This is a genomic window from Chitinimonas naiadis (assembly GCF_054780835.1).
This window is the reverse complement of sequence record NZ_BAAGVO010000007.1, coordinates 483638-507405: the sequence shown is the minus strand read 5'-3', so window position 1 is coordinate 507405 and position 23768 is coordinate 483638. Positions and strand designations below refer to the sequence as shown.

At 61.0% G+C, this 23768-nt stretch carries 14 protein-coding genes and 1 other RNA gene; 8 read left to right on the top strand and 7 right to left on the bottom strand.

The genetic code is table 11. The annotated features are described in order from the left end of the window. Positions 1-17: 17 nt before the first annotated feature. The 6 genes from mnmC (at position 18) to ssrA (ending at position 5598) form a co-directional block, all read left to right on the top strand. Complete coding sequence (mnmC, locus tag ACYVHK_RS22580) at positions 18-1901, top strand: bifunctional tRNA (5-methylaminomethyl-2-thiouridine)(34)-methyltransferase MnmD/FAD-dependent 5-carboxymethylaminomethyl-2-thiouridine(34) oxidoreductase MnmC (protein ID WP_460536860.1); 1884 nt, start codon at positions 18-20, stop codon at positions 1899-1901. 30 nt (positions 1902-1931) lie between these two features. Next, the gene (locus ACYVHK_RS22575; RefSeq protein ID WP_460536858.1) at positions 1932-3260 is read left to right on the top strand and encodes a TRZ/ATZ family hydrolase; all 1329 of its coding nucleotides are present in this window, start codon (positions 1932-1934) and stop codon (positions 3258-3260) included. A gap of 11 nt (positions 3261-3271) precedes the next feature. Next, a complete protein-coding gene (locus ACYVHK_RS22570; protein WP_460536856.1) occupies positions 3272-3829 on the top strand; it encodes a DUF4337 domain-containing protein in 558 nt (185 codons plus the stop codon). Beyond that, positions 3826-4551 (top strand): bifunctional 2-polyprenyl-6-hydroxyphenol methylase/3-demethylubiquinol 3-O-methyltransferase UbiG, encoded by a 726-nt coding sequence (ubiG, locus tag ACYVHK_RS22565; RefSeq protein WP_460536854.1) that lies wholly within the window; start codon positions 3826-3828, stop codon positions 4549-4551. The genes ACYVHK_RS22570 and ubiG overlap by 4 nt, the downstream gene beginning before the upstream one ends. After that, positions 4548-5210 (top strand): HAD family hydrolase, encoded by a 663-nt coding sequence (locus ACYVHK_RS22560; protein WP_460536851.1) that lies wholly within the window; start codon positions 4548-4550, stop codon positions 5208-5210. Before ubiG ends, ACYVHK_RS22560 begins: the two co-directional genes overlap by 4 nt. Positions 5211-5237: 27 nt before the next feature. Then, positions 5238-5598: a transfer-messenger RNA gene (gene ssrA, locus ACYVHK_RS22555) on the top strand. A 67-nt stretch (positions 5599-5665) separates the two neighbouring features. On the opposite strand, the gene ACYVHK_RS22550 is transcribed toward ssrA, so the two are convergent. Continuing rightward, a complete protein-coding gene (locus ACYVHK_RS22550; RefSeq protein WP_460536849.1) occupies positions 5666-6946 on the bottom strand; it encodes an MFS transporter in 1281 nt (426 codons plus the stop codon). 121 nt (positions 6947-7067) lie between these two features. Here ACYVHK_RS22550 and ACYVHK_RS22545 point away from each other — a divergent pair, with 121 nt between their 5' ends. Beyond that, the gene (locus ACYVHK_RS22545) at positions 7068-7667 is read left to right on the top strand and encodes a TetR/AcrR family transcriptional regulator (RefSeq protein WP_460536846.1); all 600 of its coding nucleotides are present in this window, start codon (positions 7068-7070) and stop codon (positions 7665-7667) included. A 9-nt stretch (positions 7668-7676) separates the two neighbouring features. Here the strand turns inward: ACYVHK_RS22545 and ACYVHK_RS22540 are convergent, their stop codons facing one another. From ACYVHK_RS22540 to ACYVHK_RS22520, 5 genes are all read right to left on the bottom strand, one after another. Then, on the bottom strand, positions 7677-8564 hold the full coding sequence (locus ACYVHK_RS22540; protein WP_460536844.1) for a LysR substrate-binding domain-containing protein: 888 nt from the start codon (positions 8562-8564) through the stop codon (positions 7677-7679). Between the two features lie 179 nt (positions 8565-8743). Continuing rightward, positions 8744-9853: an HD-GYP domain-containing protein gene (locus ACYVHK_RS22535; RefSeq protein ID WP_460536842.1), complete on the bottom strand. Its 1110-nt coding sequence runs from the start codon at positions 9851-9853 to the stop codon at positions 8744-8746. Positions 9854-9865: 12 nt separating this feature from the next. Next, complete coding sequence (locus ACYVHK_RS22530) at positions 9866-12784, bottom strand: ATP-binding protein (RefSeq protein WP_460536840.1); 2919 nt, start codon at positions 12782-12784, stop codon at positions 9866-9868. Beyond that, the gene (locus ACYVHK_RS22525; RefSeq protein WP_460536838.1) at positions 12781-17163 is read right to left on the bottom strand and encodes a response regulator; all 4383 of its coding nucleotides are present in this window, start codon (positions 17161-17163) and stop codon (positions 12781-12783) included. The genes ACYVHK_RS22530 and ACYVHK_RS22525 overlap by 4 nt, the downstream gene beginning before the upstream one ends. A gap of 3 nt (positions 17164-17166) precedes the next feature. Continuing rightward, positions 17167-18645, bottom strand: coding sequence for a response regulator (locus ACYVHK_RS22520; protein WP_460536836.1), 1479 nt, complete (start codon positions 18643-18645; stop codon positions 17167-17169). On the opposite strand from ACYVHK_RS22520, the gene ACYVHK_RS22515 reads away from it, so the two are divergent. Further along, complete coding sequence (locus ACYVHK_RS22515; RefSeq protein WP_460536834.1) at positions 18625-18948, top strand: hypothetical protein; 324 nt, start codon at positions 18625-18627, stop codon at positions 18946-18948. The two genes, ACYVHK_RS22520 and ACYVHK_RS22515, sit on opposite strands and share 21 nt — an antisense overlap. Before the next feature lie 26 nt (positions 18949-18974). On the opposite strand, the gene ACYVHK_RS22510 is transcribed toward ACYVHK_RS22515, so the two are convergent. Next, on the bottom strand, positions 18975-23738 hold the full coding sequence (locus ACYVHK_RS22510) for an NAD-glutamate dehydrogenase (RefSeq protein WP_460536832.1): 4764 nt from the start codon (positions 23736-23738) through the stop codon (positions 18975-18977). Positions 23739-23768: the final 30 nt, after the last annotated feature.

Below are 23768 nucleotides of genomic sequence, written 5' to 3'. Positions count from 1 at the left end.
ACTGGCATACTCGCCTTATGCTCGCCCTACAGCCCGCTGAACTCGCTTTTACCGACGACGGAACGCCTTACTCCGCAGCATTCGACGATATCTACCACTCGCAGGCCGGTGGCTTCGCACAATCGCGGGAAGTGTTCCTCGCAGGCAACGGCCTGCCTGGACGCTGGCAGGGCAGGCGGCAGTTCGCCATCTGCGAAACCGGCTTTGGCATGGGGCTCAACTTCCTCGCAACCTGGCACGCCTGGCGCCATGATCCCCATCGCGCGGAGCGCCTGCATTTCATCTCCTGCGAGCTGCACCCCTTCACCCAGTCGGACCTGGGTCGTCTGTATCAGCAGTTTCTCGCCACGACGCCGGAACTCGCCGCACTGGGCGAGCAACTGCTGTCGCAGTGGCCCGCTCTGGTTCCCGGCCTGCACCGGATAGAACTGGAAGCCGGCCAGTTGGTCCTGACCCTGTTGCTGGGTGATGCCCTGTCCTTGCTTACCAGATTATCCGCCCGCATCGACGCCTTCTTCCTCGATGGCTTCTCGCCGCGCAAGAATCCCGAGCTATGGCAGATACCGCTCTACAAGCAATTCACCCGGCTGGCCAACGAGGGGGCGACGCTGGCTACCTACACGGCGGTGGGCGAGGTCCGGCGGGGGCTGGAGAGTGCCGGTTTTACCGTTGCCCGCAAAGCGGGCTTTGGCTATAAGCGGCACATGCTGGCGGGCAGTTTCCGCGGTAAGCGGGCAGATCTCGCACCCGCCCAGGAGCGGCATGCCATCGTGATCGGGGCGGGCCTTGCGGGCAGTGCCATCTGTGAGCGACTGGCTCAGCGCGGCTGGCGCATCAGCCTGCTGGAGCAGGGCGCTGCATCTGCGCAGGGGGCCTCCGGCAACCTGGCGGGCGCCTACCGTCCGGTTGTCTCGCTGGACGACAATCTGCAGGCTCGCATTGCCCGTGCCGGTTTTCTGTATGGTCAACGCTGGCTGGACAAGTTGCCAGCCCCTTCCTTACATCGCGTCGGTGCCTTACAGTTGGCACGTACACCAGCCGAGGACGCACGCTTCCAGCAGATTGCGCTACAGCAAGGCTGGCCGCCTGACTACCTCGCGTATGTAGACCAGACACAGGCCAGCGAGCTGGCGGGCCAACCGGTAGCCGGAGCTGGCCTATGGTTTCCCTCAGCGGGATGGATACGCCCCCGTGACCTGGTAAACAAGCTACTGCAAAAGGCAGGTAAGGCAATCACGGCCTCCTTTGGCACCGAGATCGCACGGCTCGAATGGCGTCACGATCGCTGGCTAGCCCTGGACCAACAGGGCAGCGTACTGGCGGAAGCGCCTACCGTCATTCTGGCCAACGCGGCCGATGCTGATCGATTCGTACCTGATCTGATTCTGGGCCGAGATCAGCGCCTGGTCAGCCATTTACCCCCCCTGGCAGCACCGCAGATCAAGACCGTGGTGTGTCGAGGCGGCTACCTGACGCCCGGCTCGGATGAGGCAGCCTGCCTCGGCTCCTCTCCATCGCCTGATGGCGAAAGTAGCAGTCAGGCTCAGGCGGCGAACCTGCAACTGCTCTCTCAGATGCTGCCTGGCCATGAGAGCCGTTTCGATGCGGAACAGTTGGCAGGCCGACGCTGTTCGCGCCCCGGAACACCCGACCGACTACCCATAGTTGGTCCCATCGCCGACGCCGAGGCGTTCCTGAGTAAGCACGCCGGCAGCCTGCATCTGGCCCCGCGTCGCCAAGGCCTCTATGCCCTGACGGGGTTTGGTGCCCGGGGTCTGGTCTGGAGCGGGCTAATGGCCGAACTGCTTGCCTGCCAGATAGAAGGCGAACCGCTGCCATTGGAGCGTGATTTGGTACTGGCGCTGGATCCAGCCCGTTTTCTCGCGCGGCGGGCCTGTTAGAATCCGCATGTTTCCGATCCGGGCTCTTCCATGACTGCAACAAGCTGCCTGCACCCGCGCTGGCTCATCCCCATTGAGCCCCATGGTCTTGTCCTCGAACAGTACGCCCTGGTGATGCAGGGCAGCCAGATCATCGCCATCCAGCCGAGCCGGATCGTTCGCCAGCAGTACCCCGACGCTACGCATCTCGAACTGCCTGACCATGCCCTGATGCCGGGCATGGTCAATCTCCACGCCCATTCAGCCATGAGCCTGCTGCGAGGCCTCGCCGACGACCTGGCGCTGATGGACTGGCTCAATCACCATATCTGGCCCGCGGAAGCAAAGCATGTCTCCGACGAGTTTGTCTTCGATGGCACCCTGCACGCCATGGCCGAGATGATCCGTGGCGGCACAACCACGGTGAATGACATGTATTTCCATCACGAAGCGGTTGCCAGGGCCGGGCTGACCGCGGGCATGCGCACCGTGGTGGGTTGTTCCATTCTGGAGTTTCCAACCGGGTATGGCCTGCACGCGGACGACTATATCGGCAAGGCCCTGGCTGCTCGCGACGCCTTCCATGGCGAAGCGCTGCTGGACTTCAGCCTCGCGCCCCACGCCCCCTACACCGTATCGGACCGGACCTTCAGCAAGGTACTGACTCTGGCAGAACAACTGGATATGGGCATCCATTGCCATATCCACGAAACCCAGGACGAGATCGAGGGGAGCCTGAAGCAATACGGTGTACGCCCCTTGGCCCGGCTTCAGGGCCTGGGTTTGCTCGGCCCCAACCTGGTCGCCGCGCACATGGTGCATGCTACCGATGCGGAGATCGCCATGCTGGCAAGGCACGGCGTCCATATCGCACATAATCCGGCCAGCAATCTCAAACTCGCTTCGGGTTTCGCACGTATTCATGCCATGCAACAAGCTGGCGTCAATGTGGGTATCGGTACCGATGGCGCGGCCAGCAACAATCGGCTCGACCTGCTGGGTGATACCCGGCTGGCGGCCTTGCTCGCCAAGGCGGAATCACGCGACGCAACAGCGCTGAATGCTGCCGCAGCCCTGGAGATGTCCACGCTGTCCGGCGCCAGGGCGCTGGGCATGGCCGACCGTATTGGCAGCCTGGTGGCCGGCAAGCAGGCAGATATCATTGCGGTCGATCTCTCGGCGCTCGAAACACTGCCGACCTTCGACCCATTGTCGACCCTGGTCTATGCCGCGCAGCGCGAGCAGATCAGCCACGTCTGGATCGCGGGGCGCTGCCTGCTGGCACAGCGTGAACTCACCGGCCTCAAGCGGGATCAAATCCAGGCCAAGACGCGCTGGTGGCAGTCTCGTATCGGCCCCAAACACAACGCAAGCCTATGACAGGGACGGAGATGGAAACACAGGAAGTGACCGGCAAGAACCAGACCCTGAATAACTGGGTTGCGGCGACGGTGGTCGTGCTCTCGGTATTCATGGCCATCTGCAAGATCAAGGACGACAACATCGTCCAGGCCATGCAGGTCGCCAAGGCGGACGCGGTGGACACCTGGGCGGAATATCAGGCCAAGCGGCTGAAACGCTATGTGTCCGAATCTGCCGTGAGCCAGGCGGAACTCGACAAGCTGCAAGGCAATGCCTCCGCCCAGCAGTTCATCGACGGCTATAGCAGCAAGATCGCCAAGCTGGACAAGGATTCGGACGAGTTGAAGGCCAAGGCCAAGGGCCTGGAAGCGCAATATGATGCACTGGGCTATCACGACGACCAGTTCGACCTCTCCGACGCCTTGCTCTCGATCGCGATTGCTGTCGCGGCGGTGGCGGCGCTTACTGAAAAACGCAAGATGCTGCTATTGAGCTGGGCCTTCGGCACTGGCGGCGTCGTCTTTGGCCTGGCGGGATTCGCCGGCTGGGCCTTGCATCCCGATTGGATAATCAAGCTACTGACATGACCATGACCCAAGACCTGACATTGACCAATGCCGACCCGGCAGAGCTGGCCAAATTCGCCGACCTGGCCCACAAATGGTGGGACAAGGAAAGTGAGTTCCGTCCCTTGCATGAAATCAACCCGCTACGTCTGGGCTTTATCGACGGACATGCTGCCATTGCTGGCAAATCGGTACTCGATGTCGGCTGCGGCGGCGGCATCCTGGCAGAAGCCATGGCCAAGGCCGGCGCCACCGTTACGGGCCTGGACCTTGCGGAAAAGTCGTTGAAAGTCGCCAAGCTGCATGGCCTCGAATCCGGGGTCAAGGTCGACTACCGCTGTCAGCCGGTCGAGTCCTTGGCCGAAGAAATGCCCGCCAGCTTTGACGTGGTGACCTGCATGGAGATGCTGGAGCATGTGCCTGAACCCAGCAGCGTCGTCGCGGCGGTCGCGAAACTGGTCAAGCCGGGTGGCTGGGTGTTCTTTTCCACCATCTCACGCAATCCCAAGGCCTATATCCATGCCGTGGTTGGTGCGGAGTATGTACTGGGGCTGCTGCCTCGGGGCACACACGACTATGCCAAGTTCCTCAAGCCATCCGAGCTGATCCGCATGGGGCGCGGCAATGACCTCGAACCCGCCGAGCTCAAGGGTATGGCTTACGATCTGATCGCCAAAAGCTACCACCTGAATGACGATGCCAGCGTCAACTACCTGGTGGCCTGCCGCAAGGGCGTCGCGTGATCAGCGCCATCCTGTTCGATCTGGACGGCACGCTGGCCGATACCGCACTGGATCTTGGTGGCGCGCTGAACCGGCTGCTGGCCGAAGAGGGGCGGCCACCGGTATCACACGCCTTGATCCGTCCCTTGGCGAGCCACGGTGCGCGTGGCCTGGTGGAGCTTGGCTTTGGCATCAAGCGTGAGGCGCCGGGGTTTGACGAGTTGCGCCTGCGCTTTCTCGACCATTACGAGGACGGTTTCTGCGAACAGACCGTGCTGTTCGAGGGCATCAATCCCATGCTGGAGGCCTTGGCCGAACGCGGCCTGGCCTGGGGCATCATCACCAACAAGCCCATGCGCTTTACCGACCGTTTGGTCCCAACGCTCGGTTTCAGCATTCCGCCCGCCGTCGTGGTATCCGGTGACACGGTCGGCGTGCCGAAACCCGATCCGCGCCCCATGCAATACGCTTGCGAAGCCATGGGCCTTGCGGCGGCGTCCTGCTGGTACGTGGGCGATGCAGAGCGCGATATCGTGGCGGGCCGTGCCGTGGGCATGAAGACCGTGCTGGCAGACTACGGTTATATCGCCGATACCGACCATCCCGACGCCTGGGGCGCGGACATGCGCATTGCGTCTCCCATGGAACTGCTCGCCCTGTTGCCCCCCAAGCAGGTATAATTGTTTCTCTTCATCTGATGTACCCACGGGGACGACATGGCTTCGACGGGGGTTGCAAAGCAGGTGGGGGCATGCCGGGATCTCAGAACCCCGTTAAACGCTGAACTGTTTTAGTCGCAAACGACGAAACCTACGCTCTAGCCGCTTAATCCCGGCCAGACGCTGCACTGATCTGCTCATGGGTCAGGCCGGGCAACCGGCGGCAGCGTTATTTACATGAGATCGCTGTGCGGCGGGCTACTTGTCGCACAGTTAAATCTAGGTGGCTCGCGGTTGCCAAGCCTGTCGGTCGGCGTGTCACCCGTTAAAACCAATTGGCCAGACTAAGCATGTAGAACCCTCTGTGGAGGACTTTCGGACGCGGGTTCAATTCCCGCCGTCTCCACCAATAAAAACGCGCAAAATCAAGGACTTGATTTTGCGCGTTGTCATTTCAGCTCCCTGCCACAACCCGTTCACGCATGCGCCAGAACCGGCGCCGGCTTGCGGTTGATCCGTAGCACCACCACCGCACTCACAAGGCAAAGCACCCCGGAGATCATGGTTGCAACCGTGTAACTGCCCAGGCTGTTACGCAGCAGGCCAGCCCCCAGCGCGGCAAATGCCGCACCCAGTTGGTGACCCGCAACGATCCAGCCAAATACAACCGGGGCATCTCGGCTACCGAAGCGGTCGGTGGTCAGCTTGACGGTGGGCGGCACCGTCGCCACCCAGTCCAGGCCATAGAACAGGGCGAACAAGGGCAGGCCGAAGAAGAACTCAACGCCAAACGCATAGGGTAGGTACATCAGCGCCAGACCACGCAGGCCGTAGTACCAGAACAGTAAGATGCGGGCGTTGTAGCGGTCCGACAACCAGCCGGACAGGGTGGTCCCGAACAGGTCGAATATACCCATCGCCGCCAGAATGCCGGCGCCCTTGACGGGTGTCAGACCGTAATCACCGCACATGGCGATGAAGTGCGTACCAATGTAGCCGTTCGTGCTGGCACCACAGACAAAGAAGCTGAAGAACAGCAACCAGAAATCACGCGATTTGGAAGCTTTGGCCAAGGCCCCGAACGCGATGGCGATCGGGTTTTGCATTTGAGCGGGCGCCACCGGTGCGTCGGCTGCTTCGCCGTAAGCGCGTAAACCCACCTCAACGGGCCGCTCCGGCATCAGCCAGGCCACGAGCGGCAGGATACAGGCAGCTGCCATGGCAACCAATAGCACCACGGGGCGCCAACCGTGCTGTTCGGTGATCGCCGCGAGCAACGGCAGGAAAACCAGCTGCCCGGTAGCCGAACTCGCCGTCAGGATCCCCATCGCCAAACCGCGCTTCTCGACAAACCAGCGGTTCACCACCGTCGCCCCGAGTGTCATTGCCGTTGCACCGGTGGCGCAACCCACGATCAAGCCCCAGATCAGCTGTAATTGCCAGCTCGATTGCATCAGGCTGGAGAGCCCCACGCTGATCGAGAGCACCGTCAGGGCAATGAGCACGGTACGACGCAGGCCAAAGCGCAGCATGGCCGCGGCGGCAAACGGCCCCATCAGGCCAAACAGGGCGAGATTGATCGACAGTGCCAGTGAAATGGTGGTGCGGCTCCAGCCAAATTGCTGTTCGAGCGGCACCATCATGACGCTCGGAGTAGCCCGCGTACCAGCGGTGACCAACATGACCAGGAAGGTGACGACGATGACCAGCCAACCGTAGTGAAAACGGCCACGAGTCCAGTTGACGAGTGCTTGCATGCACCGATCCTCAAGAAAGTGATATCTGCAGGGAATACAATGTTACCGATCGGTAACATCGCTTGCTCATGCTATGTACCGAGCGGTAACATGTCAAGTCCAAGCCTTAGACGAGTTCGCCATGCGCCACGCCAGCACCCGTACCATGACCGAGGGCACCATTGCCTCGGCGCGCATACTCGATGCCGCCGAGCAGTTGTTCTATCAGGAAGGGGTCAGGGCGGTCGGGGTTGATGCCGTCGTCAAGCAGGCCGGCGTGAACAAGATGAGCCTCTATCGCCAGTTCAGCTCCAAGGATGAACTGCTCAAACAGTATCTGCTGAGGCGGGATGAGAAATTCTGGGCCACGTTCAATCGCAGCACGGACCAGCACCCGGACGATCCTGCAGCGGCCTTGCTGCAGATATTCACCGACCTCGCGTCAAGAACACAGGTCGCAGGCTACCGGGGCTGTCCCTTCGTGAACCTGGCGGCGGAGTTTTCAGATCCGGATCACTTCGTACGCAAGATGATTGCAGAGAACAAGCAGCGCTTGCTTGAGCGGCTGATCGCCCTGGCAACGGCTGCCGGCGTACCGTCACCATTGCCACTCGCCCAGGCACTGGCCTTGCTGATTGAAGGCGCCTACACAGCCAGCCAGACCTACAGCCCCGGCAATGCCGTCCTCTGCGTACTGCCAAGCGTGGCGCAAAGCCTGCTCGCACAGGCACTGAACCCCTGAGCCCGGCCGCTACCAGCCGCTGCGGCTACTGACAAAGTCGAGGAAGCAGGCGATCCGTGCAGCCAGTTGGGTATTGCGGTAGTAGACCGCATTGATGGGCTGTCGCACGTCCAGGGTTTCTTCCTCCAGCACCTGGATCAGGCGTCCCTCCCGCCGGTCGGTGCGAGTCATGAAGTCGGAAAGGCACATGATGCCAGCGTCCGCCAAGGCCAACTGCCGCAAGGTCTCGCCGCTGGATGCGGCAACCGCCGGCTTGACGTACAACTCGTTGCCAAGCGCATCCCGTATCGGCCAGTAGTTGAGGCTATCGGGCTGGCTGAAGCCGAGCAGGGTGTGCTGTGCAAGGTCAGCAACGGATTGGGGTACACCGTGGTCTCTCAGATAGCCCGGACTGGCAAGCAAGCGCAGGGCACTGCTACCCAATGAGCGGGCATTCAGGCTGGAGTCCTTCAATACCCCGATCCGGATAGCAATGTCCGTCCTCTGCTCAAGCAAGTCGATGTACAGCTCGTCGGTATTGAGTTCCAGATCGATCTGCGGATACAGGGCACGGAACTCGCCAACCAGAGGCACGATCACGTGCAGCATGAAAGGGGAGGCGGCATTGACGCGCAAGCGTCCGGCAGGCTGTTGGCGGCGAATCACCAGTTGCTCTTCGGCATCCTCGACCGAAGCCAAAATGCCGCGACTCTTGCCCAGAAACAGCTGGCCTTCCTCGGTCAGTTCCAACCGCCGGGTAGTGCGATTGAGCAGGGTAGTGCCCAGCTTTTCCTCCAGGCGGCTCAATGCCCTGCTGATACCGGATACCGTCAGGTTCAGCTCGGTTGCGGCAGCCGTGATGGAGCCACGGTCTACCACCGTGACGAAGGCGAGTAGCTCTTCCAGGGTCGTTTTCATTGTTGCCGGCCAGTCAAATATGACGGCATTCAACCGCTTATCCCGGCAAAGGTAAAGCCCAGGGCCTATACGCCGGGATCACAGGGCCAAAGGTACTGACCGGGTGCCATGCCGATAAGGAAACAGGAGAAACAGGTCGCTGCCTTTTTACGCCAGCGCAGAGGGCAGGGGGCGACACCTTACTCCGGTGTCGTTTCCTCATCGCGAAAGCGATCGGCAATCGCCAGTACTTCGGCTTCAATCGCCATAAACGCATCCAGCATGTCCGGATCAAAATGGGCGCCACGGCCGTCTTGCATAAGTGCGATCGCTTTTTCATGAGAGAAGGCGGGTTTGTAGACCCGCTTGGAGATCATGGCGTCATAGACATCGGCCACCGCCATCAACCTCGCCGAAATGGGGATGGCATCACCCGCCAGTCCGTCGGGATAACCGGAACCGTCCCACTTCTCCTGATGGGAGTGGGCGATTTCCCGGGCAAAAGTCAGGAAGCTGCTGCTCTCGCCGAAGTTTCTCTCTACCTGCAATATCGTGTCCCGACCGTAGACCGTATGCAGCTTCATGATCTCCCACTCATCGTCCGTCAGTTTGCCGGGCTTGAGCAGGATGCGGTCCGGCACGCCAACTTTGCCGATGTCATGCAAGGGCGCGGACTTGAACAGCAGCTCGATATTCTCGTCGGTCAGCACTGCCGAAAAGCGTGGGTGAGGCTGCAAGGCCCGCGCCAGCGCTGCGACGTAGTTCTGGGTACGACGGATATGGTTGCCGGTCTCGTTGTCCCGCGTAGCGGCCAATGTCGCCATGGCAAAGATCGTGGCGTCCTGCATTTGCACCAATTGCTCGGTGCGCTTTTGTACCAGATGTTCCAGATGACGGTTCTGGTCCTGCAGCAGCAATTGCGCACGACGCAATGCCAGATGAGTCCTGACCCGCGCCAGGACCACAGGCGGGCTGATCGGCTTGGTGATGTAATCAACCGCGCCGACCTGCAGGCCCAGCTCCTCGTCTTCCACCTGGCTCTTGGCGGTCAGGAAGATCACCGGGATCGCCGCCGTGGCCGGGTTCCGCTTCAGGCGTCGGGTGGTCTCGTAACCATCGAGCTCCGGCATCATCACATCCATGAGGATAAGGTCCGGCGCCGGTGAAGCACTGGCGATCTCGATCGCCTTCAAGCCATTGGTCGCCACCTTGGTCCGGTAACGATCCCGCAGCAACGCCGTCAGCAACTGGATGTTGTCGGGCGTGTCATCCACGATCAACACGGTTTGCTTGGGCGTTGGCTCTGTCATCAGAAATATCCCCTAGCGAGCGTCCAGCAGTACCAATGCGGAGTCATAGTCGTATTGCCGGATCTGCCGCTCCACCTTTTGCAGTAGGCTGTCCGGCAAGGACTGCTGCAAGGCCACTCTGTGCTGATCGAAGTAGTCGATGGCCTCGCCATCCTGGGCATTGAGCAACTTGATCAACTGACCTAGCGGGCTGCCTTCCGGCTCGACGGACGGCGAGCCACCCTTGAACTGAGCCAGGCCGTCCAACAGGTTCGCCAAAGCCTGCTCGAGCTGCTTCAGTTGCTCGCTTCTCGGCACCGCTGCGGCATCCTGCAGGCCATCCTCCATCTCCCCAGCCAGGCTCTGGATATCCACCGCGCCGATCAGGCCAGCCACGCTCTTGAGCGTATGAGCGAGACGTCTTGCCGTTGCCTTGTCGTGCGGCAAGGCTTGCCGGATGCGGTCCACCACGCCAGCCTGCTCCTGGCCAAAGCGATCCAGCAGGGCCATGTACAGGGCATGATCGCCCAGCGTTCGGGCAAGGCCGCTTTCGGTATTGAGGCCGGCGAGCACCGGCAAGCGTTCGTTGAGCGACTGGGGCGCCTGCTTGGCGGTGCGCGGCCGCATGCTGGTCCAGTGCGCCACCGTATCGAACAGTCCCTGCGGTGTGATGGGCTTTGCAAGATGACCATTCATGCCCGCGTCCAGACAACGCTGACGCTCTTCATGCATGGCATGCGCCGTCATGGCGACAACAGGTAGGTCGGCAAGCCGGGATTCGGCGCGGATAGCCCTGACGGTGGCATAGCCATCCATGATGGGCATCTGCACATCCAGCAATACCAGGTCATAGGGCGGCAACTCTTGCAGCAACAGCAGATCGAGCGCTTCCCGGCCGTTGCTGGCGACTTCTACGGCCACCCCGGCAGCCTGCAGGAGCTCAACGGCAATCTGCTGGTTGATCTCATTGTCTTCCACCAGCAGGACTGAGATTCCCTGAAACTTTGGAAGGGCAGGGATTGCCGAGCCGGCATCGGTGCGCGCCTGCCGCCGCCTTTCACCCCGCTGCAGGCAGACGGTGAACTGGAAGCATGAGCCTTCGCCCAGCGTGCTTTGTACGCTGATCTGCCCCCCCATCATCTCGACCAGGCGGCGGGAGATCGTCAGACCCAAGCCGGTGCCGCCAAATTTGCGCGTAGTCGACCCATCTGCCTGCGTAAATGCCTGGAAAAGGCGGCCGGCCTGCTCGCTACTCATGCCTATGCCACTATCGCGGACTTCGAAAGCCAAGGTCAGATCGGACTCGCCATCCTGTTCCAGGCGCGCGCTCAATGTCACCTCGCCTTGTTCTGTGAACTTTACGGCGTTATTGAGCAAATTGATCAACACCTGCCCAAGGCGCAATGGGTCCCCCTTCAAATTGCGGGGCACCGAGGCCGGTACATTGACGAGATAGCGCAGTCCCTGTTCCTCGGCCCGGCCACCGGTAATCGCGACGACATTGGCCAGGACTTCGTCGAGATCGAAATCTACCGACTCGATATCCAACCGACCCGCCTCGATTTTTGAGAAGTCGAGGATGTCATTGATGATGCCGAGCAGGGACAGACCTGCGGTATGGATCTTGTCGACATAGTCGCGCTGCTTGGGCGACAAGGGGGTTTTCAGCGCCAGGTGGGCCATGCCGATGATGGCATTCATCGGTGTACGGATTTCATGGCTCATGTTTGCCAGGAACATGGACTTGGCCTGGGTCGCCTCCTTGGCATGACTGAGATTGCTCTCAGCCTCACGCAGCTCGCTCTGGATGCTGAGTATCTGTATGCGCGTACGCGTCGCCTGATTCTGGGCGCGCTCGTAGTAGGCATGATGGCGCTTGTAATCATTCAGCGCCTGTTGCCAGTTGCCTCGGGCAGCATGGATATCGGCCAGTTCCTTGCTGGCCCGGATAGGCATGAACACATAGCCCACATCACCAATCTCGTCGATCGCCCGGTTCAAGTCGGCAATCGCCTCATCATGCCGGCCACGCAGGAAGTGGATATGCCCGCTGGCCCACCATGTATAGGGACGAAGATGCTTTTCTTCATAGTGATGCATTTGCGCCAACGCCAGTTGGCACAGCCGCTCCGCGCCATCAAGCTCACCTTGCTCCGCCAGCGTATAGGCGGCTACCGCCTGGAAGAAGCCCCGATTGGACGGCGAAGCGTTACGGATGTCGGCATGGTCACCCAGATAGTCCTTGATGACTTCATAGGCACCGGCGCTGTCGTCCCGCGACAGTTTGCACAAGGCCAGTATCAGGTTGACGAAGGGCAGTAACCAGCGCTCACCGGCCGATATGGCCAGCTGCCTGGCTTGCCAGAGCATCGTCTCGCCATCCTCGGCATTGCCGCAGATATAGAAAAGCTCACCAATATTGCAGGTGATCTGCGCCTCGCGCGCCTTGAGCCCAATGCTGCGCGCCGCTTCGAGCGCGCCATAGAAATGACGTAGCGCCTCGTCGGTCAGGCCATACTCCTGGGCAAGGATGCCCAGCGTATTGAGGGCCAGCACGCTGCTCATGGTGGGCTGGCTCGGCAACAGCGGCAGTACATGCTCCTGCCCGTAACCATAGCCTTCCGCCGTACGCCCCTGCACACGCAACACGGCAAGGATGCCAAAGCGGCTCAGCAACTGACCGTCCCGGTCGTTCAGACTACCCAACTCCGCCTCAAGCCGCCGGAAACGGGCTTCGGTGTCCTGGTTGTGATCATCGAAGTAATCGCTGAGGCCTTGCAGCAGTTCGCCATAGCACACCAGCAATGGCTGCTGGTTGCGCTGCCCTGCGGCGATCAGCTCGGCCCCCTGTGCCCGGCTGGCGGCAGGGTTGTCACGCATCAAGCCGAGGCCAGCCTCGAACTCACGCCGCCAGTTTTCAGTCGATTTCGATGGATCCGGATGATCGGTCATAGGGAAGAACCAAGCGAGCTATTTGGCTCCAGCGACAAACCGGAGCGCTGCGCCAGCACGCCGAGCAGAACATGCGCGGCGTCATAATCGTACTGCCCTATGGCCTGCTCGACTGCGGCAAAGGAGGTACCCAACTGCTTGCGCAAGCCCGCACCGTATTGCTCTACCAGGCTGATGGCGTCGCCGTCATTCTCCAGCAGCAAGCGACTCAACTGTGGCAACAACACGGCCAGATCGATGTCCGGTACAACGGGTTCGACCTTGGTCGCCGGTGCCTCACCACCTGCCTGCGCCAGCTCGGCACAGATGCGTTCAAGCACGCTATCGAGCTCCTGCGCCATCGCCTCAATGTGTCCCTTCGCTTCGCCAGCATGGAGGGCTTGCTCGATCTGGCCAGACAATTCCTGCACTGCGATTACACCAAGATTAGCCGCCACGCCACGCAAGGAGTGGGCTTCGCGTTCCGCAGCAAGCACATCAACGGGTAGCTGCTCAAGTATGCGCCCAGCCGAGTTGACGAATCGCTCCGAGAACTGGCCCAGCAATTTCAGATAGAGCTGCCGGTTTCCTCCCACGCGACGCAAACCCGCTTCGCTATCCAGACCTTGCACCTGCGGCAGCCCTTGCGGTGCTGCTTGGTGCGACATCAACTCCTGCACTGCTTCTCCTCCAACCCAACGGCGAACACAGGCAAACAGTGCCTCGGGCTCGATCGGTTTGCTAATGTGGTCCTGCATGCCCTCGCGCAGGCACCGATTCCGCTCTTCAACCATCGCATGCGCCGTCATGGCGACGATAGGCAGATTCCGGAAGCGCTGGTCCGCACGGATGGTCAAGGTGGCCTCATGCCCATCCATGACCGGCATCTGCAAGTCCATGAATACCAAGCTGTAGTAGTCGGGCCCGTAGTGCCGCAACTGATCGACAGCGATCTTGCCATTCGCTGCGATATCGATCTGCAATCCCATTCCCTCGAGCAACTCCCGGGCAATCTGCTGATTCACCTCATTGTCCTCGACGATCAGGACATGGGCGCCGTCGAGCACCTGGCCGACGGACTCGGGCGCGGAGACGCCTTCACCCTCGTTCTCGTTACCGACCAGGGTCACCAGGGTATCGATCAAGGTCGAACGGTTGACCGGCTTGAGCAGGAAGCCATCGGCGGCGGCCTGTTCGGCTCGCGTACGTATTTCTTCACGGCCAAACGCCGTAACCAGAACCATCATGGGCGCGGCGTGCAGTCCTGCATCCTGCTTGACCCGTCGGGTCAGTTCTATCCCGTCCAGCCCCTTCATCTGCCAATCGGTCAGTACAACCCGGAACGGGTCATTGCCATCGGCTTCCGAAATGGCGGCCCAGGCTGCAGCACCGGAATCCACGGCCGACACGCGGAAGGGCAGGTAGTCCAGTGCGCCGACCAGCACATCGCGTGCGACCGGATTGTCATCCACCACCAGCACCCGCATATTGTTCAGCGCCGCCGGCAGGACGCGACAGGAATTGGCCTCCCCCTGGCTGATGCCAAGGTGCGCATTGAAGCGGAACACGGATCCCTTGCCCAGCTCGCTCTCGACGCTGATCTGTCCCCCCATCATCTCCACCAGCCGGCGCGAAATGCTCAGGCCCAGCCCCGTGCCGCCGAAACGGCGGGTGGTCGAACCGTCCGCCTGGGTGAACGCCAGGAACAGCTGATTGGTCTGCTCCGGGCTCATGCCTATACCGCTATCGCGCACCTCGAAAGCCAGGGTCACCGAGGTTTCGTCCAATTGCTCAATCCTGGCGGAGAGCTTGACTTCCCCTTGCTCGGTAAACTTCACGGCGTTATTGATCAGATTGATCAGTACCTGTCCCAACCTGAGCGGGTCACCATTGAGGCGCCGGGGAACATCGGCGGGAATGTCGAACAGGTATTCCAGCCCCTTGTCTTCTGCTCGCCCCCCCGTAACTGTGGCGACATTGGCCAGCACTTCATCCAGCTCGAAATCGACCGACTCGATATCGAGCTTGCCCGCCTCGATCTTGGAAAAATCGAGAATGTCGTTGATAACACCCAGCAAGGACACGCCGGCGGTGTGGATCTTTTCCAGATAGTCACGCTGTTTAGAGGTCAATTGTGTCTTGAGTGCCAGGTGGGCCATACCGATGACGGCATTCATGGGGGTGCGGATTTCGTGGCTCATATTGGCCAGGAACATGGACTTGGCCTGGGTCGCCAACTCCGCCTCCTCCTTGGATAGCCGGATGGCCTCCGCCTGTTGCCTAGCCTCGGTCACGTCCATCCAGAAGCCATTCCAGACCCAGGCACCGTCCGGCAAGGGGCTACAGACGCTACGCACCTGGATGCAGCGTGCCTCGCCATCCAGTATCACGCGGTGCTCGAAGTCAGTGCTCTGCCGATTGGCGATCGCCCGTCGCACAACGCCCTGCGCCACGATCCGGTCCTCGGGCATCACATGCCGCCATCGCGCAGTCGGGTCTGCCTGGAGATCGGTGTAATCGACCCCCAGTATTTCTTTGACCTTGGCGCTGGCAAACGGGTAGTGCAGGCGACCATCAGGCTCGAGGCGCAGCTGGAAAATACCCAGTGGCAAGGCATCGGAGAGGTCAATCAGGCGGCGGCGTGAATCCTGGGCCTGGTCACGGGCGGCGGCCAACTCCGCCTGGGCCTGCTGGCTATCGGTAATATCCTGCCAATAACCATTCCAGACAATCTCGCCACCCGCCACGATGCTTGGTCTTGCTTCGCCCCAGATCCAACGCTGCTGACCATCGCTACGACGTATACGGAACGCCTGCTCCCAGGGATGACTTGTTCCGACGGCTTCCCGCAGGCTGGCCAGCACATTCTCCAGGTCCCGCTCCACAATCAGGCTAAGCGCCTCGCCTGCGTCGGTCATGATGGCTTCCGGGGAAGGCCCGAATTCTTGCCATTGGGCATTGGCGAAGGTCACCTGCGGCTTGTCGTCGACAAATCGCATCTGGAAGACGGCGAGCGGCAGCTTGTCGGTCAGGTCCCTGGCCCGGACTTCGGCCGCCGCCAGCGCGACCTCGTTACGCTTGCGCTCGCTGATATCCCGCACAAAGCCGGTCGCATGCCAGTCACGCTCCTCACGATAGCCGGTTACCGCAAGCTCGACCGGCACCACGCGCCCGTCGACATGCTGCAACTCAAGCTCCACCACATGATCGAGCAAGGTCCCCAGTCCCAAGTTGCTGAAACGCTCCAGCCCTGAGGCGGCAATCTCTCGCAGCACCTCCGGCATCAGGAAATTGGCGTCATTGATTGGCCTGCCCACTGCTTCCTGGCGGCTCCAGCCAAAGATACGCTCCGCGGCCGGGTTCCAATAGGTGATCACACCCCTGCCGTTGATGCTGATGATGGCTTCGGGGGCGGCAGCCAGGAGCACCTCGGTTCGTGCCTGCTCCACCTGATGGGCCATCGATGCTGCCAGCTCCCGCTGTTGTTGAACCACCGCGGAAACCAGCAAGGTCAGCATGGAGAGACTGAGTAGAAACAGGAACAGGGAGGCAAGATAGGTCGGCGTATCGCCAAACATCTGCGCATGAGCCGTCAGCTGCAGCCCGATGGTCACCAGACCGGTGACCAGAATGGCGGAGTGGACGAACAACGGCGGAAACCGCAGGGCAGCCCAGACCAGCAAGGGCAGGGCCATGAAACCGACGACCTGGACCGGCAGCGCGGCATAGCGCGTATACCACCAGGCCAGGGCAGCGCACCCCAGGCCACTCGCGACATAGACGATCTGCTGCGGCGTCTGCTTGAGCGGAATGGGGCGATACTTCTCTGGATCGAGCAGCCGCTCACGACTCGCACTATCCAGCCGCAAGCCCCATGACACCAGTGCAGGCAGGCAGATCCAGAGGCCGAACAGATCACCCACGCCGTACTGTGCCCAATGGGAAATCCAGCCATCCTCGGTACAGCGCAAGGTCGCCGCCCAACCGCAATAACCCAAGGTACCGAGCGTGGCGCTGATGGCGGCATAGAGCAGTGCCATCATCATCAGCAAGACCGTATCGCGGACGCTGCCAAGTGCAAGGTCAAGCCGGCAACGCCGGGCAACCATCGCCACCACCCCCGTGGTGATGTACATGCAGATCGGCTCGATCAAGCCGTGCAGGTAGCGCTTGGCATCACCAAAGTCCGCGGACACATAGTCATAGAAGATATAGGCGGCCACCCCCAGCAGGCTGCGCGGACCATAGAGCAGCGCGGCGGCACAGGCGACTGCAGCCGGCGGCCAGACTGGTGTGAGATAACCCTTGGTGATGAACGCACGACCGAGCTCCGCCGCGAGCCAGAATAAGGCGGTGACCACCAGCATGCGCAGCAGGTCAAGTCGGGACGGGGCTCGCATGCGTCAGCTACTGGCCTGCAGGCGCACAACCAGGCAGGTGGAATCCTGCTCGTCGTTGCATGCCAGACTGATATCTCCGCCCTGGGCTTCGGTCAGCAGCTTCGCCGAATAGCTGCCCAAGCCCGTGCCATCCGTCTTGCCATGGGTGACATACTTTTCAAAGAAGCGCGGCCGGATGGCTGCCGGCACCGCGCCCTGGTTCTGGATTTCGATCCGGAAACGATCATCATCGCGCGCCAACTGCACCCGCACTTCGCTACCTTCGGGTGCAGCCTCGACCGCGTTCTTCAGCAGATTGGCAAAGACCGAACGGCAAAGGGCCTGTTCCGCCTGAACCAGGCAACCATCCGAGAGATCCAGCTGGATACCCACGTTCTTCCACGCCAGATGGAGCCTGGTTTCCCGGACGACCGCCTCGATCAGGCGAGCGATGTCGATCGAGCGCAAGTCAGGCTGAAACTCGCCTTGCTCGATCTTGTAGAGCGTCAGCGAGAGCGTGACCAGGTCCAGCGCCTGCCGACCGGCCCCTTCCAGCAAAGCCAGGCGCTCCCGCTGGCTTTCCGGCCAGTCGCTATCGAGCAGCATCAGCTCCGCGGTATGCATGATGGCCGCCAGCGGATTCTTCAGATCGTGGTGGGTAATTCGCTCGATATCCTCGCGCAGGCGGGCATTGTCGGCCATGACCACGTTTTGATGCCGCAAGTCCATCTGGGCCTGGCTCAGGCGCAGATGAGTCCGGAGCCGGGCTTTCAGTATCGCGGGCTGGGCCGGTTTGACGACATAGTCGACCGCGCCCATGTCCAGGCCATCGACCACATCATCCACCTGATCCTTGGCGGTCAGGAAAATGACCGGGATATCGCGGGTGGCCGGGTTGGCCTTGAGCTGGCGACACACTTCATTGCCATCCATCTCCGGCATCATCACATCCAGCAGGATGATGTCGGGCGGTGTGTCGCTAAAGGCGATCTCCAGTGCCTTGCGGCCGCTGATGGCCACCTTGATGGCGTATTCCTGCTTCAGTATCCCGGCGATGACCTCGATATTGGTTGCCACGTCATCTACGATCAGCACGGTCGCCTTGGCCAGCCGTTCCTCGCTTGGCGCCACCATGCCCAGTACCGGCACATCGGCCAGCACCGGCAAGGCGGGCCTTGGCGGTAGCTTACGGACTGGGTCAGAGGACTTACCCAATAGTTTCAGGACCCGTGCCCGCAAGGTCGCGGCCGTAAATGGCTTGACCAGATAGTCGCTGACGCCGGCCTCGATGGCACGTGACAGGCACTCCCTGTCCGACTCCGCTGTCAGCAGCATGAAGGGGATATCCCGATAACTCGGGTTGTTCCGGCACCAGCAGAGCAGGTCATAGCCGTTCATTCCCGGCATATTCCAGTCTGCGATGATCAGTGAGATCGGCAAGGACTCCATGATCCGCTTCGCTTCCAGCCCATGGCTGGCAGCATGCAGATTGCGCAGTTCCATACCATTGAGCACGTGCTGCACAGCCAGACGCATCTGGTGATAATCGTCGGCAATCAGGATGTTGGGCTGTTGTTCCATAGGATGAAGGGCGCTCTGGGCTCGTGCAGCAATAATCAGTTTCGTTGCGATACTGTGATGCTCGAGGAAAATTCCTCCGGCTCCACGCCGACAGGCGGGCAGGGCCGTTGCTACCAGCATGGCCCCTTTCTTGTAGAAAGCATTAAGGGGCCGAACGGTGCATTCTTGTTCTCAACTCAGTTTAACAGCAAAAAAACGGCCGGCATCAAAGATGCCGGCCGTTGATATTGCCGCTTTACAACAAGACAGGATCAGGCTGCGAGCCGGCTGCGAATCTCCCGCATGGCCGCCGAGATCATGGCCAGGTCAGGCGTAGCGATCCGCAACTCCTCAAACATGCGGCCAACGTGCTCCAGCGCAGTCTCTCTCGCCTTCAGCCAGCCTTCCACGCGCTTGTTGATGCTGCCGCTTTCCTGCAGCACGCGCGCGGTCAGATTGGTGTGCTCACGATAGAGCTCGTCACGGAAGGCCATGCGAGCCAGCGTCTGCCAGCGGTTGTCGCGCGGCAAACCATCCACGACCCCGCGCAGCCAGTCGATCTGCAAGGCGCTCTCTAGCTTGAAGTACACCGCTGCAACATCTTCCACCGAGGTTTTGGTGATACGAGCCAAGCCCGCGATATCCAGCAGGGCCAGCAGGGCGTCCAGGTTCACCACGCGGGCAGCCAGTTCAGCCTTGACGCCGGCAGCCTTCAGGCGATCACGTTCGCTAGTGAAGGCCGGCTTGTCCGAGAGCCACTTGTCGAGCTTGGGCAACAAGGCCGGGATCTCTTCCGTCAGCTGCTTGATACGGGCCGCAGCATCGCTTTCGGTCAACTGCACGTTTAGCACCCAGCGCGCGACACGCTCTAGCTGCTTGCGTACTTCCAGCATCAACGCATATTGGGTTCCGGTCGGCACCTGGTTGTCCAGCGCCTCCAGCTCCGCCCACAGCTTGTTTGCCTGCATCAGGCTGGAAGCCAGGCTCCAGGCGTGCACGATGGCGGACGGTGCGGCGTTGGTTTCCTCGGCCACGCGGAATACAAAGCTGATGCCCATGCGGTTGACGCACTCGTTGGTCAGCACGGTAGCCACGATTTCACTGCGCAGAGGATGGCTAGGCAGCTGCTTCTTGAACTTCTCCGCCATCTTGACCGGGAAGTAGCCCGCCAGCAGCTCGTTCCATTCCGGCATGGCCGGCAGGGACGAAGCAATCAACTGATCGAACAGGCCCAGCTTGGCATACGCCAGCAGTACCGCGAGTTCCGGGCTGGTCAGGCCAGCACCGGCTTGCTGCCGCTCGGCCAGTTGCACGTCGTTAGGCAGATACTCGATACGACGGCTGAGACGGCCCGCCTTCTCGAGGCTCTGCATGAAGCGGCTATGCACCGACAACAACGACTGGGCCTGCTGCAGCTCGAGGCTGATGGCAGCGGTCTGCAGATAATTGTCACGCAGGACTAGCTGGCCCACGTTGTCGGTCATTTCAGCCAGTAGCGTATTGCGCTGCTTGAGGGTCATGTCGCCACCCTGGACCAGACGGCCGAACAGGATCTTGATGTTGACCTCGTGGTCAGAGCAATCCACGCCAGCCGAGTTATCGATGGCATCGGTACAGATATGGCCGCCATTCATGGCGTACTCGACCCGACCCAGTTGGGTGAAGCCCAGATTACCGCCTTCACCGACGACCTTGGCACGGATTTCACGACCATCGATACGCAAGGCATCGTTGCTGCGGTCGCTGGCCTCGGCATGGCTTTGGGTACTGGCCTTGAAGTAGGTACCGATACCGCCGTTGTACAGCAGGTCGACCGGCGCTTTAAGGATCGCGCGGATCAGATCGTTCGGCGCCAGGGCTTCGTCGGTGATATCCAGTACCTTGCGGATTTCAGGCGACAGGGGAATGGACTTGGCGCTACGCGAATAGATGCCGCCGCCCTTGGACAAGGTCTTCTTGTCGTAGTCTTCCCAGCTTGAGCGGGGCAGGGCGAACATGCGCTGCCGCTCCTTGAAGCTCTTGGCAGTATCCGGGCTCGGGTCCAGGAAGATATGCAGGTGGTTGAACGCCGCCACCAGCTTGATCTGCTCCGACAGCAGCATACCGTTGCCGAACACGTCGCCCATCAGATCGCCAACACCGGCCACGGTGAAGGGCTGGGTCTGGGTGTTGTGGCCCATCTCGCGGAAGTGACGCTTGACCGACTCCCAGGCGCCCTTGGCGGTGATGCCCATCTTCTTGTGGTCGTAACCAACCGAGCCACCCGAGGCAAAGGCATCGTCCAGCCAGAAACCGTACTCCTGCGACACGCCGTTGGCGATGTCGGAGAAGGTTGCGGTGCCCTTGTCGGCCGCGACGACGAGGTAAGGATCATCGGCATCATGGCGATGCACGGCCTTGGGCGGCACGACCTTGCCTTCGACCAGGTTGTCGGTCAGGTCCAGCAGGCCGCGGATGAAGGTCTTGTAGCAAGCCACGCCTTCGGCCTGGTAGGCCTCACGCTCGGTCGGCGCCTGCTTGAGCACAAAACCACCCTTGGAACCGACGGGCACGATCACCGTGTTCTTGACTTGCTGCGCCTTCACGAGGCCCAGCACTTCGGTACGGAAGTCTTCCTTACGGTCGGACCAGCGCAGGCCGCCACGCGCCACCTTGCCAAAGCGCAGATGGATACCTTCCACGCGCGGCGAGTAGACGAAGATTTCGTACAGGGGCACCGGCTGCGGCATGTTCGGAATACGGCCGCTTTCAAACTTGAAGCTGATGTAATCCTTGACGCTGCGATCGGCCGCCGGCTGGAAGTAGTTGGTACGCAGCGTGGCGGTAATGGTGTGGTAAAAGCCGGACAGGATGCGCTCGTCATCGATGCTCGGCACCTGGGCCAGCGCTTCCTTGATCTTGTCGCTCAGACCGGCAACCTGCTTGGCCTGCTTCTGCTTGGGATCCTGCAGCGCGAGGAACAGGGTGACCAGATCACGTGCGATGTCCTGGAAGTGCGCCAGGCGATCGGCAATATGATCCAGGCTGTAGTTCAGGCCCAATTGCTTGAGGTACTTCGCGTAGGCGCGCAGCAGCACGACTTCGCGCCATTGCAAACCAGCCAGCAGGATCAGTTTGTTGAAGCGGTCGTTCTCGGCCCGGCCTTCGAAAATGGCCGCAAAGCCTTCCTGGAAGGCGTGTCGGCGATTCTCATCATCCAGCAGACCGGCTTGCTGCAACTTGAGCGCAATATCAGTCACCCAGGCACGGCCTTCATCGGCAAATTTCAGCGTATAGGGCTGCTCTTCGATAACGCGCACACCCATATTCTCAAGGACAGGCAAGCTGTCGCTGAGGGCGATCGGGTCCTCGCGGAAGATCTTGAAACGGTGCTGGGTCGGGTCGGCCAGCGTGGCATCGTTGAGTTTGAGCGTAAGGCGCTGTTCCTTCAGTGCCTGCTCGATCTTGTCGATGTCGTAGACCGCCGTCCGGGCGTCGTAGTCAGCGTAGTAAGCAGCAGGGAAGCTCTTGGCATACTTGCCAAACAGGGCCATGCCGCGTTCTTCACCGGCGTGCGCGGTCAGGTTGAGCTGCAGGTCGTCCGACCAGCGACGCGTCGCCTGGGCGATCTGGTTCTCGATCTCACGCGGGTCGTAGTCGGGCAGGGTGGAGCCTGCCGGTGTACGGACGATGAACTGGATACGGGCCAGGGCAGAGTCGGACAACAAGACATTGAATTCGGCGGACGTACCGTTGAAGGCATTGAGCAGCAGCTGCTGCATCTTGATGCGCACGTCGGTGTTGTAGTTATCACGCGGCAGATAGACCAGCGCAGATACATAACGGCGGTACAGATCCTCACGGATAAAGGCGCGAACCTGACTGCGCTCCTGCATAGCGACGATGCGGCCGGCGATTTCAGTCAGGGCCGACTCGCTGATTTCCAGCAGTTCGTCACGCGGGTAGGTTTCCAGCACATTCAGCAGGGTCTTGCCCTTGTGGCTTTCGGCCGACACATTGCTGGTCGCCATGATGGCGGCGATCTTGCGACGCAGCACCGGGATCTGGTGCGGCGGTGTGTTATAGGCCTTGGCGGTGTAGAGCCCCAGGAAGCGACGTTCACCGGTCACATTGCCCTTGGCATCGTAACGCTTCAGCCCCACGCAATCGAGGTAGCTGCCACGGTGCACGGTGGAGCGGGAATTGGTCTTTGTCAGCAGCAGGGGCGTCTTGTCGCGCGCCAGTGCACGGATTTCGGCCGGCAGGGCAGCAAAGCTTGCCGAATGGGCGCCACGCGTTTCGCCGCGCAGCAGCCCCAGGCCCGATCCCTTGACGATAGCCAGCTGTACGCCGTTCTTGCTATCGGTCAGGTCGTAGTCGCGATACCCCAGGAACACAAAGTGATCGTCCTTGAGCCAATCCAGGTAGGCCAGGCTGTCTGCCCATTCGGCCTTGTCGGTTGCCGGCTTTACCTTGGCGAGCTCGGCCCGCACTTCACCCAGACGGGTGACCATGGCGTCGTAGTCTTCCACGCAGTCCTTGAGCTGCCCCAGCACGCGCAGCAGTTCGGACTTGATCTCTTCCAGCTTGGTCTTATCGCTGACCCGGTCGATCTCCAGATGCATCCAGGATTCCGCCACGCCCTTGCCGGTCTCGATCAGCTTGCCCGCCTTGTCCCGTTCCACCTTCAGTACTGGGTGGATAATCTGGTGAATGCTGTAACCCAGGCGGCTCAGCGCCAGGCTGACGGTATCAACCAGGAAAGGCTTGTCGTCATTGACCAGTTCGATGACGGTGTGGCTCGATTGCCAGCGGTGATCATCGAAACTGGGGTTGTATACCCGGACCAGGGCCTCACCCTTGCTGCGAGCCGCAGCCAGCTTGACGTGGGCGAGCAGGGCGCCATACCAGTCCTGCGCATCACGAGTAGCAAGGTCGTGTGCATCAGTGTCGGCGTAGTAGCTCTGGATCAGGTTGCTGAGGTTGACCGTTCCGGCCTCGCGGGCGCTCGAGTGGCGCTGGATATCGGCGACGAGGCTGGCTTGGAAGCTTTGCATCTTGGTTTGTCTCCTGTTGGGCATCGGAGC

Bases quoted from the DNA above. Each gene is read 5' to 3' on its own strand.
- ACYVHK_RS22545 (WP_460536846.1), top strand. From the start codon at position 7,068: ATGCGCCACGCCAGCACCCGTACCATGACCGAGGGCACCATTGCCTCG.
- ACYVHK_RS22550 (WP_460536849.1), bottom strand. From the start codon at position 6,946: ATGCAAGCACTCGTCAACTGGACTCGTGGCCGTTTTCACTACGGTTGG.
- ACYVHK_RS22570 (WP_460536856.1), top strand. From the start codon at position 3,272: ATGGAAACACAGGAAGTGACCGGCAAGAACCAGACCCTGAATAACTGG.
- ACYVHK_RS22510 (WP_460536832.1), bottom strand. From the start codon at position 23,738: ATGCAAAGCTTCCAAGCCAGCCTCGTCGCCGATATCCAGCGCCACTCG.
- ACYVHK_RS22515 (WP_460536834.1), top strand. From the start codon at position 18,625: ATGCAGATTGCGCAGTTCCATACCATTGAGCACGTGCTGCACAGCCAG.
- ubiG (WP_460536854.1), top strand. From the start codon at position 3,826: ATGACCATGACCCAAGACCTGACATTGACCAATGCCGACCCGGCAGAG.
- mnmC (WP_460536860.1), top strand. From the start codon at position 18: ATGCTCGCCCTACAGCCCGCTGAACTCGCTTTTACCGACGACGGAACG.
- ACYVHK_RS22530 (WP_460536840.1), bottom strand. From the start codon at position 12,784: ATGACCGATCATCCGGATCCATCGAAATCGACTGAAAACTGGCGGCGT.
- ACYVHK_RS22520 (WP_460536836.1), bottom strand. From the start codon at position 18,645: ATGGAACTGCGCAATCTGCATGCTGCCAGCCATGGGCTGGAAGCGAAG.
- ACYVHK_RS22525 (WP_460536838.1), bottom strand. From the start codon at position 17,163: ATGCGAGCCCCGTCCCGACTTGACCTGCTGCGCATGCTGGTGGTCACC.
- ACYVHK_RS22535 (WP_460536842.1), bottom strand. From the start codon at position 9,853: ATGACAGAGCCAACGCCCAAGCAAACCGTGTTGATCGTGGATGACACG.
- ACYVHK_RS22575 (WP_460536858.1), top strand. From the start codon at position 1,932: ATGACTGCAACAAGCTGCCTGCACCCGCGCTGGCTCATCCCCATTGAG.
- ACYVHK_RS22540 (WP_460536844.1), bottom strand. From the start codon at position 8,564: ATGAAAACGACCCTGGAAGAGCTACTCGCCTTCGTCACGGTGGTAGAC.